13 protein-coding genes are annotated in these 18,228 nt (G+C 57.0%); 7 read left to right on the top strand and 6 right to left on the bottom strand.

Annotated features, from left to right (window positions below; all coding sequences use genetic code 11):
* Window positions 1–58 precede the first annotated feature (58 nt).
* Window positions 59–2,212, bottom strand: coding sequence for a RelA/SpoT family protein (locus N1030_RS05570; RefSeq protein WP_265828204.1), 2,154 nt, complete (start codon window positions 2,210–2,212; stop codon window positions 59–61).
* Between the two features lie 4 nt (window positions 2,213–2,216).
* Complete coding sequence (locus N1030_RS05575; protein WP_420842825.1) at window positions 2,217–3,692, bottom strand: peptide-binding protein; 1,476 nt, start codon at window positions 3,690–3,692, stop codon at window positions 2,217–2,219.
* Here N1030_RS05575 and N1030_RS17700 point away from each other — a divergent pair.
* From N1030_RS17700 to N1030_RS05585, 3 genes are all read left to right on the top strand, one after another.
* Window positions 3,691–4,047, top strand: a complete 357-nt coding sequence (locus tag N1030_RS17700) for a hypothetical protein (protein ID WP_420842826.1) — start codon at window positions 3,691–3,693, stop codon at window positions 4,045–4,047. The genes N1030_RS05575 and N1030_RS17700 overlap by 2 nt on opposite strands.
* A gap of 112 nt (window positions 4,048–4,159) precedes the next feature.
* Window positions 4,160–7,363: a DEAD/DEAH box helicase gene (locus tag N1030_RS05580; protein ID WP_265828206.1), complete on the top strand. Its 3,204-nt coding sequence runs from the start codon at window positions 4,160–4,162 to the stop codon at window positions 7,361–7,363.
* 253 nt (window positions 7,364–7,616) lie between these two features.
* On the top strand, window positions 7,617–8,066 hold the full coding sequence (locus N1030_RS05585; protein WP_265828207.1) for a hypothetical protein: 450 nt from the start codon (window positions 7,617–7,619) through the stop codon (window positions 8,064–8,066).
* 107 nt (window positions 8,067–8,173) lie between these two features.
* Here the strand turns inward: N1030_RS05585 and N1030_RS05590 are convergent, their stop codons facing one another.
* Both N1030_RS05590 and N1030_RS05595 read right to left on the bottom strand, forming a co-directional pair.
* The gene (locus N1030_RS05590) at window positions 8,174–8,683 is read right to left on the bottom strand and encodes a 4Fe-4S dicluster domain-containing protein (RefSeq protein ID WP_265828208.1); all 510 of its coding nucleotides are present in this window, start codon (window positions 8,681–8,683) and stop codon (window positions 8,174–8,176) included.
* A gap of 32 nt (window positions 8,684–8,715) precedes the next feature.
* Window positions 8,716–9,810 carry an FAD-dependent oxidoreductase gene (locus N1030_RS05595; RefSeq protein ID WP_265828209.1) on the bottom strand — a complete coding sequence of 365 codons (1,095 nt, stop codon included), beginning with the start codon at window positions 9,808–9,810 and terminating at the stop codon, window positions 8,716–8,718.
* Between the two features lie 291 nt (window positions 9,811–10,101).
* On the opposite strand from N1030_RS05595, the gene N1030_RS05600 reads away from it, so the two are divergent.
* The 4 genes from N1030_RS05600 to N1030_RS05615 all read left to right on the top strand — a co-directional run bounded on the left by N1030_RS05600 (window position 10,102) and on the right by N1030_RS05615 (window position 15,564).
* Entirely contained in the window at window positions 10,102–10,533 is a 432-nt protein-coding gene (locus N1030_RS05600) for an ACT domain-containing protein (protein WP_265828210.1), read from the top strand.
* A 96-nt stretch (window positions 10,534–10,629) separates the two neighbouring features.
* Complete coding sequence (locus N1030_RS05605; RefSeq protein ID WP_265828212.1) at window positions 10,630–12,105, top strand: RtcB family protein; 1,476 nt, start codon at window positions 10,630–10,632, stop codon at window positions 12,103–12,105.
* Between the two features lie 2 nt (window positions 12,106–12,107).
* Complete coding sequence (locus N1030_RS05610) at window positions 12,108–14,012, top strand: molybdopterin-dependent oxidoreductase (RefSeq protein ID WP_265828213.1); 1,905 nt, start codon at window positions 12,108–12,110, stop codon at window positions 14,010–14,012.
* A 292-nt stretch (window positions 14,013–14,304) separates the two neighbouring features.
* Window positions 14,305–15,564 (top strand): (Fe-S)-binding protein, encoded by a 1,260-nt coding sequence (locus N1030_RS05615; protein ID WP_265828214.1) that lies wholly within the window; start codon window positions 14,305–14,307, stop codon window positions 15,562–15,564.
* Window positions 15,565–15,652: 88 nt separating this feature from the next.
* On the opposite strand, the gene N1030_RS05620 is transcribed toward N1030_RS05615, so the two are convergent.
* Window positions 15,653–17,329 (bottom strand): NAD+ synthase, encoded by a 1,677-nt coding sequence (locus tag N1030_RS05620; protein ID WP_265828216.1) that lies wholly within the window; start codon window positions 17,327–17,329, stop codon window positions 15,653–15,655.
* Window positions 17,329–18,108 carry a 4-hydroxy-tetrahydrodipicolinate reductase gene (gene dapB / locus N1030_RS05625; RefSeq protein ID WP_265828217.1) on the bottom strand — a complete coding sequence of 260 codons (780 nt, stop codon included), beginning with the start codon at window positions 18,106–18,108 and terminating at the stop codon, window positions 17,329–17,331. The genes N1030_RS05620 and dapB overlap by 1 nt, the downstream gene beginning before the upstream one ends.
* Between the last annotated feature and the right edge of the window lie 120 nt (window positions 18,109–18,228).

The following is an 18,228-nucleotide window of genomic DNA, read 5'->3' on the forward strand; positions in this document are numbered from 1 at the left end:
CGAACTGACAAAAAAGCCCTCTGAATGAGGGCTTTTTTGTCAATCCATATTTCAACTGCTAATCCGACGTAGAGAAACGCACCACCTCAATCATGCCGGGCAACGTGCGCAGCTTGTCGATGGTATGGTAAAGATGCGCCACGTCCTTGACCTCCACGGTCAGTTCGATTTCGGAATTGCCGTCCACGGTGGAATGGAACGTACCGGAATCGATATTCACGTTCTCGTTAGCAAGCATCGTGGATACGCGGGAAAGACCGCCCACCACGTTCTTGGAAATGATGCGGATTCGCGCCGGATAAGGCTTGTCCACAAACCCGTCCCAGAACACGGAGATAAGGCGCTCCGCTTCCAGATTCTGCACGTTGGCGCAATCCGAAGTGTGCACCGTAACGCCTCGGCCCCGGCTGATGAAACCTACAATGGCATCGCCCGGAACGGGGTTGCAGCACTTGGCAAAACGCACCAGCACGTCGTCCACGCCCTTAATGCTGATACTCTCCGCATGCTTGTTCTTTTTGGCAGCAATATCCTGCGGACGTTCTTCCTCAACCTGCGCCACCGGCTGCTCCTCCGGCTTGGGCAACAGCTTTCGCAACACCTTCTGAGGCGTGATGCGTGCATAGCCCACATGAGAGAGCAGGTCTTCCACGGTCTTGAGCGAGAAGTCCTCGGCAATGATCTCCAGCAGCCCTTCCTTCATCGCCTTATTGAAGTTGACCCCCAAACGGCGGCCCTGCTTCTCCAGCATTTCCTTGCCGAGCGAGATACTGCGGGTACGCTCTTCTGTACGGATATAGTGCCCGATTCGGGTGCGCGCCTTGGCCGTCTTGACGAACTTGAGCCAGTCCCGGCTGGGATGACGGTTGGCGTCGGTGATGATCTCAACAGTATCGCCGTTCTTGAGCGGCGTCGGCAGCGGTACGAGTTTGCCGTTCACCTTTGCGCCGGAACAGTGGTTACCCACCTCCGTATGGATGGAATAGGCAAAATCCACGGGCGACGCATCTTCCGGCAACTCCACGACCGTACCCTTGGGAGTGAAGACGTATACTTCATCCTTGAACAGGTCGAATTTGAGCGAACGCATGAACTCATGCGAATCGCTTTCCATCTTCTGCCAGTCCAGCAGCTCACGAAGCCACGTGAACTGCTTTGCGTCCTTGGCTTTGAGTTTTCCGCCTTCCTTGTACTGCCAGTGCGAGGCAAGACCATGCTCGGCGAGTTGATCCATTTCCGCGGTACGAATCTGAATCTCAATACGCTCAGCCTCAGGCCCGATCACCGTAGTGTGCAGACTCTGATACATGTTGGCCTTGGGCATGGATATATAATCCTTGAAGCGCCCGTGAACCGGCTTCCAGATGGCATGCACCAGACCAAGGATGGCATAACACTGCTTCACGTCGTCCACGATGACGCGGAAGGCGATGATGTCGTGCACCTGATCCAGCGTCAGGTTCTGCTGCACCATCTTGCGATAGATGGAATAACGGTGTTTGATACGGCTCTTGATAACGGCAGTCATGCCGTTTTCCACAAGCATGGCGCCGATCATTTCCTTGACGCGCTCCATGTATTCCGTACCGGACTGCCGGTTGTTATCCAACCATTCGCTGATGGAATTGAAGATATCCGGCTTGAGGTACTTGAAGCTCAGGTCTTCAAGCTCCAGCTTGATGCGGTGCAGGCCCAGACGGTTGGCCAGCGGCACATAGATATCCAACGTTTCCTGCGCAATGAGCTTCTGCTTGTGCGGCTTCTGGAAGTCCAGCGTGCTCATGTTGTGCATGCGGTCTGCCAGCTTCACCACCAGCACGCGGATATCTTCGGCCATGGCGAGAATCATCTTTCGGATATTCTCGGCCTGTGCCTGTTCCTTGCTGTCAAAGGTCATCAGGCTGATCTTGGTGACGCCATCCACGATATCCGCAACGTTTTCACCGAACTGAGCATCAAGGTCCTCGATGGTCGCGTTCGTGTCTTCCACGGTATCATGCAGCAGACCGGCGCAGATGGTTGCGTCGTCCATACGCAATTCCGCCAGCTTATAGGCTACGGAAAGCGGATGCGAAAGGTAAGGCTCACCCGAAAGCCGTGTCTGCCCCGCATGCGCCGCCGCAGAAAAGACGTATGCCTTCTGAATCAGCGCCACATCCGCAGAGGGACGGAACTCGGTAACCTTATCCAGTATTTCCTGTATCCGAATCATATGGTTAGTTTGCAACCTCGTACAACCGCTCATCCTTGGGAATCCACCAGCGGTCGATATTATGTGTAATGCCTGCGGGCGCGGGCTCTATACCCTTGATGCGGCCGTGTATGATGGGCAACGAATACGGCACGTACAGGAAAGAATAGGGCTGGTCTTCATGCAAAATGCGCTGCACGCCGTCATACGCCAGCTTACGGGCCTCGCGATCCAGCGTGGTACGACCCTGTTCCAGCAGGGCATCCAGCTCCGGATTACGATACTTGCCGTGGTTCAACCCTCCCGGAAACGCCTGCGAAGAGTGCCATACCTGAGCAATATCCGGATCCTGCAAGATATTCCAGCCCAGAATAAGCGCATCGAAACGGCCCTTGTCCACAAACTCTTTCAAGAAGGCGGCCCACTCCACCGTACGTATTTTCACGGAAACGCCCACATCCTTGAGCATGCTCTGGATAATGGTGGCGGTCTTGATACGCTGCTCGTTGCCCTGGTTGGTCAGAATGGTGAATTCAAAAGGCTGGCCGTCATTGTCGAGAATGCCGTCCCCGTTGGTATCCTTCCACCCCGCTTCAGCCAGCAATTCACGTGCTTTGACGGGGTCATAGGGATAATCCTGTATGGACTGGTTGTAAACCCAGGTGCCGGGCTTGTACGGACCGATGGTGGGTTCGCCCTGCCCCAGCAGAACGCCCTTTATGAGCCCCTGCCTGTCTATGGCCATGGTGAGCGCCTGACGAACCTTCTTGTCCTTGAACATGGGCTTTTCCAGATTATAACCGAGATAGCCGTAACCGAAGGCCAGATAGCGGAACTTGTTGTACTTGCCATCCCATTCCGGCCCTCTGGTCTGGAACAGGTATTGTTGCGGGGTCAGGCTCATCATGTCGAGCTTGCCCGCCTTGAGTTCAAGGAACATGGTGGAAAGGTCCGGAATGACGCGGTAAACAATCTCGCTGATATACGGCTTGCCCATGAAATAGGTATCGCTCGCCTCCAGCACCAGCTTTGAACCGCGTTCCCATTCCTTGAAACGATACGGCCCGGCTCCGACAGGCTTCGCCGTGAGAGGCGACGAGACCACGTCCTTGCCTTCCAGAAGATGACGGGGAAGGATGTCATGCATCCACGTTATGAGCGAACGCGCAAAAGGCTTTTCATACTCCACTTCGAACGTGTAATCATCCACCAGAGTAAACTGCTTTATCTGCAGATAATCGTCGGCATACGGAGTGGGGGTCTTGGGATCCACCATAAGCTTGTAGGTAAACTCCACATCACGCGCAGTCAGCGGTTCACCATCTTCCCACTTCACATCCTTGCGCATGACGATACGGATACGCTTGCCCTCATCCAGCACCTCGTAACGTTCCGCAGCCCATGTCTCAATCTCGAGATTCTTGTTATAGCGAAGGGGGGCTACATAGATGTAGCTCGCAATGTCATGCGAACCGGCATCCGATGTAAGGATGGGAATCATGTTGGCAAAATCGCCGATGGTTCCCAAAATGAGCCTGCCGCCATATTCAGGCTTGCTGACAGGAAATTTCTCAATTTTATTTTCATCAGTCGCAGCCTTGGCCGCAACGGGGATTTCGCCCTTATTCTGCGAGGAGGCGCTCTCTGTCCCGGAGTCACCACATCCACCGAGAAGAAGGAAAACACTCAACAAAAACAGAACACTACCGTTCTTTAAACCATTCACTTTCAACGCGCGCTTCATTCTTTCCTCATGGTATTGCCAATTCCGGCGGATAAGGTATTCTAACAAGCGTATGCTCAATATTGCGCTTAAAACCGCCAAGTTTCAAGCCAACAAGCACACACCCTATTGAAAATCAGGATGAAATCGAATAAATTCGCACTCCGCTTTACGTTTGGGGGCATCTGAAGCGGTCTGCACTCATCCGATCATATATCCAGTTTGCAAAGGAGCCTCGTACAGTTATGGACGAAGCATCAGCGAGACGGCTGCTTAACACACTCGTGGAAGACACAATCCCCGAATACATCATCGATGGTTCGCGGTACATTCTCGAATCAGGAGGCGTTCAGAAAATCAGCCTCAAGAAAAGCGAGGGGTACTGGGATATCGAAGGTACCGTTCAGGGAGAGGACTTCCAAATCTATTCGCCTAAACTCAGTGTCGACTTCGAAGAAGACTCCGTCAATTACATGTGTAATTGTCCGGAAGCTTTTTCCGGAGCCTGCCGTCACGTTGGGGCTGCAGCCATCAAATTTCTTGCGACCCTGGATACCAAACCCGGTGAAGATGCCGAGCCGCAGAAGCCCAAAACGGACTGGCGCCAGAATTTCCGTGCCTTCTTTGCCACGGACATAGAACCTGAGGCCGGTCGTCATTATCTTATCTACCGCTTCCATCCCGAACCGGGACGTTTGCAGGTTTCCTTCTTCCGTGCTCGCCAGAACAAGTCCGGTCTTTCCACCGTACACAACGAAGTGACGCTTGAACAGATCATCGAGAATCCGGACTGGTGCGAACTTTCCCCCAAGCTTCCCATTGTTGCACAGCAGATCGGCCGTTACAACGACTACTTCGGTCATCGTGTGGAAATTCCGGATGGCCTGCTCACGTGGTTCCTCTGGACCGTGCGCCGCGAATACTACCTTTTCTGGAAGGACACCGACTCGCCCTGCCGGGTGGAAATCGGCACCATGGACCTGAAGCTCAAGCCGCAGCTCACGGAAGAAGGCCTGACCTTCGACGTGATGATCCGCAGCGAAGGCAAGCCGCCGCAGTCCATTGTGGACAACGAAGTGACCTTCCACGGCCAGATTCCTCTATGGGTGTGCTGGAACAAGGGCTTCTACCCTGTTTATACCAGCCTGAGCTCAACACTGGTGCAGGACCTTGCCCTGCAGCCCCCTGTTGTGGAGAAGGAAGACATTCCTGAATTCCTTGACCGGGTCTGGACGCAGTTGCCAGCCACCGACCTGTACGGACAGGAAGAGTTCCTCAAACACATGGAACCCATTTTCATTCCTGCCACGTACAACCCCAAGCTCTTCCTTGATGAAGAAGGCTCGTTGCTCACGCTGGAAATCCAGAACCTGTATGAGACCGTGCACGGCGAATTCCTGCTGCCCGGCCCCAACCCCAGCTTCATGACCGGCAGCTATTCATTTGAAGGCAGCACCTACCTCATCCGACGCATGCAGGAAGAGGAAGCAAACCTGACCGACCTACTGCTTTCCATGAATTTCCAGCCCAGAAGCAACCGGATATGGTTCCTTGAACCGGAAGAAGCCATCACCTTCCTGCTGGATGCCTATCCCAAGCTTGTGGAGCAGTATCGCGTTTACGGCGAAAAAGCCCTGTCCAAATACAAGGTGCGTCTTGCCACGCCCGCTATCACCGCCACGGTGGAATCCAACGAGGAAGAAAAGTGGTTCTCGCTGGAAATCGAGGTGGAATACGACGGACAACGCGTTCCCATCGACACCATCTGGAAGGCATGGGTGCAGGGCAAGCGCTACGTACAGCTCAAGGACGGCTCCTACACCAGCCTGCCCGAGTCATGGCTGGAAAAGATCGCCCACAAGCTGCGCGCCATGGGACTTGATGCCGAAAAGCCGCCGAAGGACCGTTTCGAGCAATTCGAAGCTCCCGCACTGGACAACCTGCTGGAAGATCTGCCCGACGTGCATACGGACCCCTTCTGGAACAGCCTGCGCGAGAAAATTCATTCCTTCAAGGAAATCAGACAGATCGGCACACCAGATGGTCTGAACGCCACCTTGCGTGGCTATCAGGCGCAGGGGCTCAGCTATCTCAACTTCCTGCGCGAATATGGCTTCGGCGGTATTCTTGCGGACGAAATGGGTCTTGGTAAGACCATTCAGACCCTCTCGTTCATCCAGTACATGGTGGAAAAAGGTGCCGACGGCCCCAACCTTATCGTCGTGCCCACCTCCGTTCTGCCCAACTGGGACCGCGAAGCGGAAAAGTTCGTTCCCAGCCTGCGTCGCCTGATCATCTACGGCACCCGCCGCGAGAACATGTTCAAGCAGATCGAGGAATCGAACCTCGTCATCACGACGTACGCCCTGCTCCGCCGCGACCTTGAAGAACTGCAGAATTACGAGTTCAACTCCATCATTCTGGACGAAGCACAGAACATCAAGAACCCGAACACGATCACGGCGCGTTCCGTGCGCAAGATTCAGGCAAAGCAACGCCTGTGTCTCTCCGGTACGCCCATTGAGAACAACCTCTTTGAACTCTGGTCGCTCTTCGAGTTCCTCATGCCCGGTTTCCTCGGTTCGCAGCATTCCTTCCAGCGCGGCATCATCAAGCCCATCAAGGATGGCGATGCAGACACGCTCGATTACCTGCGCAACCGCGTCAAGCCGTTCATTCTGCGCCGTACCAAGTCTGAAGTGGCCAAGGACCTGCCGCCCAAGATCGAAAACATCCAGTACTGCGCCCTTGCGGACGAACAGGCCGACCTGTACGCCGCTCTGGCCACCAAGCTGCGCCAGCAGGTTCTGAACGACGTGGACGAGAAGGGTATGGCCAAGAGCCAGATGTCCATTCTGGACGCCCTGCTCAAGCTGCGCCAGATCTGCTGCCACCCGCGCCTGCTCAAACTGGATATGCCCGGCTTCTCCACGAACCTGCCTTCCGGCAAGTTCGACGCCTTCAAGGACATGATCACGGAAGTGGTGGAAGAAGGCCACAAAGTGCTGGTGTTCTCGCAGTTCGTATCCATGCTGCACATCATCCGCTCGTGGCTGCAGATTGCGGACATGCCCTTCGCCTATCTTGATGGTACCTCAAAGGACCGTTTCGAACAGGTGGACCGCTTCAACAACAGTAAGGACATTCCCATCTTCCTGATCTCTCTCAAGGCAGGCGGCACCGGTCTGAACCTGACCAGCGCCGACTACGTCATCCACTACGATCCGTGGTGGAACCCGGCCGTGGAAGATCAGGCAACCGACCGCGCGCACCGCATCGGCCAGACATCTCAGGTGTTCTCATACAAGATGATCTGCTCCAATACGGTGGAAGAAAAGATCCTCAAGCTGCAGGAAATGAAAAAGGGCGTTGCAGACGCCATCATTCCCGGGCAGGATTCCTGGAAGTCTCTCACCCGCTCCGACCTCGAAATGCTCTTTGAAGTCTAGAGCGATACGTTTACAACACGAAAGCCGCGACTCCGGTCGCGGCTTTTTCATTTTGGACAACAAACAAAATCCCGAAGGCTGGCCAACGCGAAAAGTGCAAGGCACAATGCATTTCACGCCCCCCCATCCCTTTTCACCTTGGCGGCAGTTACCCCTACACCCCACGCGGGACTTGCGCTTGCGGCAAAAACCACCTAAAACGCGCAACACGTAATGATCACATCGCATACAAACGGATGAACGAGGAAACGACATGTCTGACAAAGCCAAACAGCAAAAGAAATTGAAGAAACGCATTCAGGCCATCAAGGAGCGCAAGGCTTCCGGCGCACCGGATATCGCCGATGCCGTCCTCAAGTTCTGCCGTCCGCTTCTGCAGGAATCGCAGGCTCTGAACGGCGAAGACAATGCTGTAGGTCTTGGCGTATTCGCATGGAACGCCGCCTTTCTTACCAAGGATCGCTGGTCAGCCAACCTGAAGCAGTCCCTTTCGCGTTTCAGCCTTTCCGCCGATGCGCAGGGCGCACTGGAAGGCATCGTGGAAGAAATGATCCGTCAAAAGAAACTCATGCATCCCAATGACATGCGCGTCATCACCCACTATGACGTGAAGATCGAAGACGGCAAGCTGGAACTGACCGTGGACTCCAAGGTCGCCACCAAGCCTCAGATGCCCATGTTCAACGAAGTGCCGCAGATGTAGCACGCTGCACCAGTTGCAATCGGTTACAATCGGTTGCAATCGGTCTTTCATAAAAATTAAAGGCCCGTCCTGAGACGGGCCTTTCTTTTTGTCATAGGCAGTGACAGCTACTCTCTGCCGCATTTGGGCGGGCGAATATGATCCATGACCCGCTGATGCGCCTTCTGAGACTCGGCGGTCTCCTGCGCCTCAATGGCATCGCGCTCGATGTACAGAATGGCCCCGCAGGGGCACATATCCACACACGCGGGTCCAAGCCCGATATCGCGGCGCGAGGCGCACATATCGCACTTGGCAACGGCCACCCCGCTGCAGGTGGCAAAAAATGCCGCATACGGACAGGCCATGACGCAGTTGCGGGTCTCGCACCCCCGGCACAGCATGGGCTGCAGCACCACGGCGCCGTCACGGTCGCGGTTAAGCGCGCCACGGCTGCACACGTTCATGCAGGCCGCCTTCTCGCAATGCTTGCAGTACAGAGGGATCATGATGCCCTCCGTAGTGCGGGTCATGGTGATACGCGGCGTGTCATACAGGAATTTGCACACGGCTTCGCAGGTTTCGCAGCCGATGCATTTGGAATAATCTATGTGAAGAGTCTTGGTACCCTCAAGCATTGTTGTCTCCGGTATTCTGCGTCCGCAATATGCTAGCGGGTCATCTTGTCTGCTTCGAAGTTGTACTCGTCTTCGCGGTGCTGCGCCTTCAGGTCCAGCCAGTTGGAAAGCGAACGGGCCGCACGCAACCCACTGTACACCGCCTTGCCGATCTTGCTGGGGCCGGAGAGAACATCGCCCGCCACGAAAACGTTATCTATGGCCGTCATGTTCAGCCAGCGCACATCGCCGCGCCGCACGTTCTCAAGCCCCAGTTCCTTCTGGAACGGCGGCGTGGGAATCTCGCCGATGGCCCCCACCACGACATCCACGGGCAGCACTTCGTTTTCGCCCGTCATACCGTTGGCAACCTCAATGGCCTGCACAACACCTTCCCCATGGATGGCCACAGGGGTACGGCGCTCCATCCACTCGCAGCCCATCTCACGCATGCGATCGATTTCAAAGCTGCCGCAGGGCGCTTCCTTGGCGGTCTTGCGGTAGACGAGATACACCTTGGCCGCACCAAGGGAAATGGCGGAGTCCACCACATCCACGGCCGAATGCCCTGCCCCGATAACGGCCACGGCCTTGCCCTTCACGTCCGGTACGGAAACATTGGTGGAGGCGTATTTGATGGCGCGGATGGGAAAGAGGAACTCCAGCCCCGAATAGACCCCTTTGCAGTTCTCACCATGAATGCCCAGCTTGCGGGACTTCCACGAACCGGAACAGATCATCACGGCATCATAGTTATCCACCAGATCGTTCAGGCTGAGGATATCGCAGGCAAAGTGATCCCCCTCCTCTTCATGAAGCGGGGCGCTGCAACATATCTTGGTGTTGGTGCGGAACACCACGCCAAGACGACGCTCCAGATCGCGCACACCGCGCTGAATGCGGTCCGCGGGAATCCTGTGGCTGGGAATGCCGAATACCATCAGGCCGCCCGGCTTGGGCAGCTTGTCATACACGTGTACCTGATAGCCGAGACAGGCAAGGTAGCCAGCCGTGGCCAGGCCGGAAGGACCGGCACCGATCACAGCAACATCCCGTCCGTTCGGCGGAGCGCTCTCCGCCTTCATAAACCCGAAATTCATGGCTCCGGAGACAAGTCCGGAACGTACGTTCGACGGGGTATCTGACATACTTGCATCCTTCTCAAAAGTTCTTCCGTACTCCGTGCACCCATCGGATGCACCGACCATTCATACTGATCATACGAACAGGTTCAACGCACCAGCCCAACACTGGTCAGACGATCAATATACGCGTTATAATGCCTGATGCAAGCCGGAACAGTGTGAAAAAGTGAACAATCGCAGAGCATGCATGCGTAACGTCGGCTTGTCATCATGCGTGGCAGATGGTACAAGACTAATCGCAACGCAACACCCCGTTACAGCGCGGTGGCACGTATACCAAGAAGAGGTCGCACCATGAAAGTTGAACAAATCTCCGTATTTCTGGAAAACAAGGCTGGACGTCTGGCAGAAGTGACCCGCACGCTCACCGACGCGAACATCAACATCCGCGCCTTGTCCCTGGCAGACACCTCCGACTTCGGCATCCTGCGCCTCATCGTCAGCGATCATGAACGCGCCAAGGCAGTCCTCAAGGAAAACGGCTTCACCGTTGGTCGCACCACCGTTGTGGCTGTTGAAGTTGACGACAAGCCCGGCGGGCTGAACCACATTCTTTCCACTCTCAGCGCCAACGGCGTCAACGTGGAATACATGTACGCTTTCGTGCAGCAGGGCGGCCAGAACGCCACGCTTATCTTCCGCTTTGACCGCACCGATCAGGCGCTGGAGATTCTGCAGAAACACAACATTCCGATCGTACCGGGCGAAAAACTGTACGAAAACTAATAATAACACCAAGGGCCGGTCAAACCGGCCCTTTTGTGTTATATCCATGTCTCCTTCCCTGACTGTTATCGGGAACACCCGTTCCGGAGTCCAGCCATGGCCAAAAAGAAAAAACGCAGCCAGCATCATTTCGCCCCGCCACTCTTCAAGGATGTGAGTCTGATACGCCAGTCAGAGGCCGAGTGGCACGTCTTGCAGCAGGCCCCTATGCGCGTGCCCTGCCACGTTTTCGCCACGGATGCCATCCGTTCAACGCTGGACCTCACCACGCTCCGTCAGGCATGCAACGTGGCGACCCTGCCCGGCATTGTCACGGCCAGCATGGTGATGCCGGACGCCCACAGCGGATATGGTTTCCCCATAGGGGGCGTAGCGGCCTTTGATCCCGACGCAGGTGGCGTGGTCTCCGCCGGAGGCGTCGGTTTCGACATCGCCTGCGGCGTGCGCACGCTGGTTACCGGTCTTACCCCGGACGATGTGGCTTCCAAACGTACTGAACTGGCCGAAGCCCTGTTCCACGCCATTCCCTGCGGTGTCGGCACCGGAGGAGACATAATCCTGAATGCCACCTCGCTTGACGCCATGCTGGAAGGAGGGGCCAAATGGGCTGTGGCGCAGGGGTACGGCACACAGGCCGACCTTGATCATACCGAAGAAGGGGGGCACATGCGTGGAGCCCGCCCCGAATTCGTCTCGGCAGAAGCGCGCAAACGCTTCACTGACCAACTCGGCACGCTTGGATCCGGCAACCATTACATGGAGATACAGCGGGTAACCGACATCTACGACCCCGCTGCCGCGCAAGCATATGGCATTGCCGTTGACGACATACTGCTTTCCATCCATTGCGGTTCACGCGGGCTGGGCCACCAGATAGGAACTGATTTCCTCCCCCGCATGGCGGATAAGACGGAGTATTTCGGCATCGACCTTCCGGAAAAGGAACTTGCCTGCGCTCCCATCCTCTCCGACCTCGGACAGGAATATCTGGGGGCCATGCGTGCGGGCATCAATTGCGCCCTTGCCAACAGGCAGGTGCTGACCCATCTGGCACGTGACGTTTTCAACACCATGTTCCCGCATGCCCGCCTGCGACTCGTATACGACGTGTCGCACAATACTTGCAAAGAAGAAGAGCATGTGGTGAACGGCAAAAAACGCCGGCTTTTCGTCCACCGGAAAGGGGCAACCCGCGCCTTCGGTCCGGGACACCAGGAACTGCCAGGCTTCTATCGTTCAGTGGGACAGCCGGTCATAGTCGGCGGCAGTATGGGAACCCCGTCATACATCCTCGCCGGTTGCGAAAGCTCTACCAAGAGCTTCTGCTCGGCAAACCATGGCGCAGGCAGGTCCATGAGCCGCACTGCGGCCCGTAAGATCATCCACGGCAAGGACATGCTTTCCGTGCTGGAACGCATGGGCATAAGCATTCGCACTTCGGACATGCGGGGCATTGCCGAAGAAGCTCCGGATGCGTACAAGGACGTAAACGCCGTGGTAGAGGCCACGGAACTGGCAGGACTCGCCCGCCGCGTTGTGCGGGCCGTTCCTCTCATCTGCATCAAAGGCTAGCCATGAAACTGATTTCCGCCTGCACTCTCGATTGTCCCGACGCCTGTTCTGTCATCATAGAAAAGAAGGACGACGGCAGCGTTTCCATAACCGGCAACCCTGAGCACCCTTTCACCAAGGGATTCATCTGCTCCAAGGGCCGAAAGGCATACGAACGCCTGAGCAGCCCCGAACGCATTACCACTCCGCTCATGAAGGTGAACGGCGAGTTCGTGCCGACTGACTGGGAAACCGCCCTTGACCGCATTGCCGACAAGCTGAAAGCCCTGAAGGAAGAACCGGCCTCCATACTGCACGTCCGCTCCCACGGCTATCGTGGGGCCCTTGCGGAAGCGAGCCACTTCCTCTTCCGCAGTCTCGGTGCCAGTGCAACCCGCGGCGCGCTCTGCGATGACGCCGGCATTGAAGCAAGCATCATGGACTTCGGCGCACTGCACCACAATGACCCGCACGACCTGCTGAACGCAGGCTTCATCGTGAACTGGGGCAAGGATCTTTCCCGATCCTCGCTGCACATGGGGCAGATCATCAAAGAGGCACGCAAACTCGGCAGAAAGGTCATTTCCATATCCCCCGGCGGCGATGGCAATGCCGACTATTCCGATACGGTCATTCGCATCCGCCCCGGCACGGACCGCTTTCTGGCCGCCGCCATCATCCGTAAACTGCTGGTGCGCGGCTATGCGTCATCCTCTGCCCTGCTCAAATCCGCCAACTGGGATGGGTTCAAGGAACTCATTGCTGCACAGGATGAAGAAGACCTGCTCACGGCCTGCGACTGCTCGGCGGACGACATGCACATGCTGGCCAACATATACGCCAACATCGACATGAAGCCTGTGGCAAGCATCATCGGCTGGGGCATCCAGCGCCATGTGTACGGCGGTGAAAACGTCCGCTTCATCAACGCGCTCGCTTTCCTGTCCGGTCAGGTTGGCCGCAGGGGCGGCGGCGTATACTTCAACATTTCCTCCGGACGCAACCTGAACACAGCCTGGGCAAAGAATGCGGGCACTCCCGCGCGCCGTCTGCTGCTTCCGGCCATCGGCAGAGAGATTCTTGCAGCAACCCCGACCATCAAGTTCCTCTGGGCAGACGGCAGCAACTTCGTCAACCAGACGCCCGATGCCGCCTCCAATGTCGCGGCCATGGATTCCATTGATTTCAAGGTAGTTGTAGACGCCTTCATGACCGACACGGCCATGCGGGCAGACATCATTCTGCCCTGCGCCCTCAACCACGAGCGCGAAGAGATTCTGGGTTCCTGCCTGCACAACTGTGTTCAATATTCCGCAGCGGTATTCCCTCCCGCAGGTCAGGCCCGACATGACTTCGACATCATGACCGACCTTGCCGCCCGCCTCGGCATCACACCGCCTGCACGGGAATATGCGTTGCGGCAGGCGCTGGATGTTCCCCATCTTTCCACCACGCTGGAAGAATTGCGTGCACGCGGTTTCGCCGTTGCCGAGCATCCCTGCATAGCATGGGAGGATTACGATTTTGCCCATCCCGACGGCAAATACCGTCTGCCGGACGCGCTGCACACGGAACCCGCTCCGCCGCAAGGCTACCCCCTGAACCTCATGTCGCTGGTCCACCGCGACTACCTGCATTCGCAAATGCCGGAAAAGGAACAAAGCTCCAAGCCCACCGTTTGGGTCAATCCCGGCATTGCCATGCTGGGTGCGCTGGATCAGGCAAGGCCCATTTATCTTGCCACTCCGAAAGGGCGCATCAAGGTGCAGGTGGAGGTGCTGAAGGGGCTGCATCCGGAGTGCGTCATCATCCGCCGCGGCGGCTGGATGAAGTTCGGCAACTGCGCCAACCCCCTCATCGAACCACGCATCACCGACATTGGCGAAACCGCAGCGTATTACAGCCAGCACGCCCGACTGGAAAACTAGCGCGAAGCCACAATGAACACGACAAGCCCCCTGCATGCAGGGGGCTTGTATTATGAACAGGCGAAGTCCATCGGGGGGACCAATGGACTTCCCGTGTACATATCGACGACAACAACAGCTTCATCCGTTCCTTTGACAGTCCCTTGTCTTGCGGTATAGGTGCAGTCTGAATCAAACAGATGAAGTACGAAACATGAAGCCACATCGCCGCCCCCCAATCACACTACACAAGAAAGCTCAGCCCGCCCCCCATCCGATGGAGGCATCTACGGTCACGGCCACAGCTGCACCAGTGTGTGAAACAGCCACCACGCTGAGCAATGTTTCCGAGGCCTGTTCGGAATGCATGGCCTGCGTGCGGCAATGCGCCTTCCTGACCAAATACGGCACCCCCAAGGCGCTCGCGGCATCATATGAGTCGGCCCCGAGAACGCTTCGCGACCTTGCTTTCGAGTGCAGCCTGTGCGGCCTGTGCACCACCATATGCCCGGACAAGGCCGATCCGACGGCCATGTTTCTGGCTCTGCGCCGCGAGTCCACTACCGCCGGAGAAACACAGTTTCCGCGCTACAAGCCCATCCTAGGGTATGAGAAACTCGGCAACTCGCCCATCTTCTCCTGCTACAGTCTGCCGAAGGGATGCGACACCATATTCTTTCCCGGCTGCACACTGCCCGGCAAGCATGCACACGCGACCTCCGAACTGTTTGCCCATATGCGAGACGTGCTGCCAAGCATGGGCGTCGTGCTGGACTGCTGCAACAAGCCGTCGCATGATCTCGGCAGACAGAACCACTTCGCGACCATGTTCGGAGAGCTGCTGGCCTTCCTGCTGAAGCACGGCATCCGCAACATTCTTGTCGCCTGCCCCAACTGCCATAAGGTGTTCAGCCAGTACGCACCGTCCCTGAACATCCGGACCGTTTACGAATTCCTGTATGATCACGGACTGCAGCTCCCCACGTCCTCCACTACGGCAAAGGCTTCACGAGTTGCACAGGAATCCTTTGCGGAATACACCGTACACGATCCCTGTCCTCTGCGGTCGGAGAGCGGCATACATGCAGCCGTGCGTGCCCTGCTCACCGGTTCCGGCATTGCCATCACCGAAATGCGCCATAACAGAAGGAACACCCTGTGTTGCGGTGAAGGGGGCTCCGTCGGCTTCCGTGCGCCGGAGCTCGCGCTGTCATGGGGGAACTTGCGGGCAAAGGAAGCGCAGAACAGGAACGTGGCAACCTATTGCGCAGGATGCGTCAACTACCTCGGCAGGCACGTGAAGACGATGCACGTTCTCGACCTGCTCTTTCCCGCCACAGGCTCCAAGGCGCGGAAGAAGACAAGCGGCTTTCGTACCTACCTGGAACGCCTGCGCTTCAAGCGATACATCAAGTCTTTGCCTGCCGCAGTGTATCGCGACCGCCCCATACGCATTGGTGACCGATTCGTGCAGCTTCCGCAGCTTCCGCGTCTGCACGGCAAACGGGCACTTGCAGCGGCAACCGCAGCGGGCTGCGGGCTGCTCTGGTTTCTGCTCACCAGCTTCGCCTGAGTGCCAGACGTACTCCAATAAAAAAAACCGGAAGCCTCGGCTTCCGGTTTCAATCCATTCATCTCTGTTTTCGAGAATTCCCGAACGGCTACATCAAGCCTTCGGGCAGATTCACGCGACAGGCCACCGGCATACGCCAGCCTGTTCCAAAGGCACGGTCCGTAATCTTGAGTCCGGGCGGAGCCTGACGCCGCTTGAATTCGGAAATACGCACCAGATGCAGCACCCTGTCCACGTCCGCCTCGGCAAAGCCCATGGCGAGCAATGCCGCGCGGCTGTGTTTCTCTTCCACATAGGCCTTGAGAATGGCGTCCAGCACCTCGTATTCCGGAAGACTGTCCGTATCCTTCTGGTCGGGACGCAGTTCCGCAGAGGGAACCTTGTCGATGATGGCAACAGGAATCACTTCCCTGCCCTTGGCCGCATTCAACCAGCGTGAAATGGACCAGACAAGGGTCTTGGGCACGTCGGAAATGACGGCAAGCCCGCCAGCCATGTCACCGTAGATGGTACAGTAACCGACGGAAAGCTCCGACTTGTTCCCTGTGGTGAGCAGCATCGCCCCGAGCTTGTTGGAAATACCCATGAGCAGATTACCGCGAATACGTGACTGGATATTCTCTTCCGTCACGTCCGGGGGCCTGCCTGCAAACACGGGCTCCAGCGCAGTGCCGAAAGCCTGCATCATGGGCTCTATGGGAATGATCTCCGTACGAATCCCGAGATTGCGGCCAAGCTCCAGCGAATCATCCACGCTGCCCTTGCTGGAATACGGCGAGGGCATGAGCACGCCAAGCACATTCTCAGGCCCCAGCGCTTCCGCCGCAAGGGCAGCCACAAGGGCGGAGTCTATGCCACCGGAAAGGCCGAGCACCACACTGGAAAAACCACATTTTCGGGCGTAATCGCGGGTTCCCAGCACAAGGGCGTTCCATGCCTGCGCCTCGGGAGCAGGATCTTCAGACTGAACAGTACCAATCCCCTCAAAGGGGTCAACGATCACCACGTCTTCAACGAATCCGAGTCCACGCGCAACGAGTTCACCCGTTGCATCAAAGGCAATGCTCTTCCCCGCGAAAATCAGGTCGTCGTTGCCGCCCACCTGATTCACATAGACCAGCGGAACGCCATGGCGCGCTGCAAGCGAAGACAGCATCTTCTCACGGATGGCCTGCTTGCCCAGCGAGAAGGGAGAGGCAGACAGGTTCACGAGCAGATCGACCGATCCATCCAGCAACTCGGCCACAGGGTCGGTGTCATAGTACCTGTGGTCAGTCCAGAAGCTCTTGTCGTTCCACACGTCCTCACAGATGGTCACGCCAAGCCGCTTGCCCGCAACCACCACTCGACCGCAGCCCTTGCCGGGTTCAAAGTAGCGACGCTCGTCAAAGACGTCGTAGGAGGGCAAAAGGGTCTTGTGTGCCACCACAGTCGCCGTGCCGCCGTCCAGCAGCACGGCGCTGTTGAATACACTGTTCCCCACCGGCTCGAGGTTACGCACGGGCGCACCTATAAGCACGGCAGGCATGGGCGCAGCCGCAGCAGCCAGATCGCGGGCCAAGTCTTCCATAGCGGCCCAGCAGGCTTCCGCAAAGGATTCGCGGAGCAGAAGGTCGCGGGGCGGATAACCGCACACCGCCAGCTCGGGCGTGACGCACAGGTCAGCCCCCTGCTTCGCAGCTGTTTCTATGGCCTCACGGATGCGGCGGATATTGCCGACCACATCCCCCACAACGGGATTGCACTGCAGCAGAGCGATACGCATTAGAAAATGTCCGACATGGTGTAGAGCTTGCCGGGCTGCTGCTTCTCAATCCACTGAGCGGCACGCAGGGATCCGGCGGCAAAGGTTTCACGGGAATGGGCCTGATGGGTCACTTCGATGCGTTCGCCGGGGCCCATGCAGTAGATGGTGTGCACGCCGACAACGTCGCCGCCGCGAATGGTCTGCACGCCGATCTCTTCCTTGGGACGCTCGCCGATGATGCCTTCGCGATGATAGTTGGCAACATCCTTGAGGTCCCAGCCGCGAGCTTCGGCAAGACACTCGGCAAGACGGATGGCGGTGCCGCTGGGGGAGTCCTTCTTCTTGTTGTGGTGCAGTTCCACCATTTCAAGATCGTACAGTTCACCAAGGTGCTTGATCAGATCGGGCAGCACCTTGAGCAGCACGTTCACGCCCACGCTCATGTTGGGAGCCCAGAATACGCGGGTTGCCTTGGCAAGCTCTTCCAGCTTTGCCTTCTGTTCATCATTGAAGCCGGTGGTGCCGATGACAATGGCATTGCCATGGCGCGCGGCGGCTTCCGCATTGGCAATGCTCGCCTCGGGTGCGGTAAAATCGATGATAACGCCACCGGGAACCTTGGGCAGCACCTCGTCAAGATCAGTGCCGACAACGCAGCCCCACGAATCAAGACGCTGCGTGTTACCGGGACGCTCCACTACGGCTGCCAGCGTATGCTTGTCACTTGCCTGCACCAGGTTGGCAATGGTGTTCCCCATACGCCCATTGGCACCCATAACGATCACTAATACGCTCATACGTACTCCTTACAAGCTGCTGACAACGTCATTGTTATATATAGGCATGCTCTGCACAGGGTCGCCCCTGCCCGTCACATGCATGCGACCCTATCCCAAACCCGGTATGAATACGGCACA

It is taken from the genome of Desulfovibrio mangrovi (assembly GCF_026230175.1).
Taxonomy (GTDB): Bacteria; Desulfobacterota; Desulfovibrionia; order Desulfovibrionales; family Desulfovibrionaceae; genus Halodesulfovibrio; species Halodesulfovibrio mangrovi.

Excerpts from the sequence above, each read along its gene's own strand:
- N1030_RS05570 (WP_265828204.1), bottom strand. The coding sequence starts at position 2,212 with ATGATTCGGATACAGGAAATACTGGATAAGGTTACCGAGTTCCGTCCC.
- N1030_RS17700 (WP_420842826.1), top strand. The coding sequence starts at position 3,691 with ATGTTGGCAAAATCGCCGATGGTTCCCAAAATGAGCCTGCCGCCATAT.
- N1030_RS05575 (WP_420842825.1), bottom strand. The coding sequence starts at position 3,692 with ATGATTCCCATCCTTACATCGGATGCCGGTTCGCATGACATTGCGAGC.
- N1030_RS05580 (WP_265828206.1), top strand. The coding sequence starts at position 4,160 with ATGGACGAAGCATCAGCGAGACGGCTGCTTAACACACTCGTGGAAGAC.
- N1030_RS05585 (WP_265828207.1), top strand. The coding sequence starts at position 7,617 with ATGTCTGACAAAGCCAAACAGCAAAAGAAATTGAAGAAACGCATTCAG.
- N1030_RS05590 (WP_265828208.1), bottom strand. The coding sequence starts at position 8,683 with ATGCTTGAGGGTACCAAGACTCTTCACATAGATTATTCCAAATGCATC.
- N1030_RS05595 (WP_265828209.1), bottom strand. The coding sequence starts at position 9,810 with ATGTCAGATACCCCGTCGAACGTACGTTCCGGACTTGTCTCCGGAGCC.
- N1030_RS05600 (WP_265828210.1), top strand. The coding sequence starts at position 10,102 with ATGAAAGTTGAACAAATCTCCGTATTTCTGGAAAACAAGGCTGGACGT.
- N1030_RS05605 (WP_265828212.1), top strand. The coding sequence starts at position 10,630 with ATGGCCAAAAAGAAAAAACGCAGCCAGCATCATTTCGCCCCGCCACTC.
- N1030_RS05610 (WP_265828213.1), top strand. The coding sequence starts at position 12,108 with ATGAAACTGATTTCCGCCTGCACTCTCGATTGTCCCGACGCCTGTTCT.
- N1030_RS05620 (WP_265828216.1), bottom strand. The coding sequence starts at position 17,329 with ATGCGTATCGCTCTGCTGCAGTGCAATCCCGTTGTGGGGGATGTGGTC.
- dapB (WP_265828217.1), bottom strand. The coding sequence starts at position 18,108 with ATGAGCGTATTAGTGATCGTTATGGGTGCCAATGGGCGTATGGGGAAC.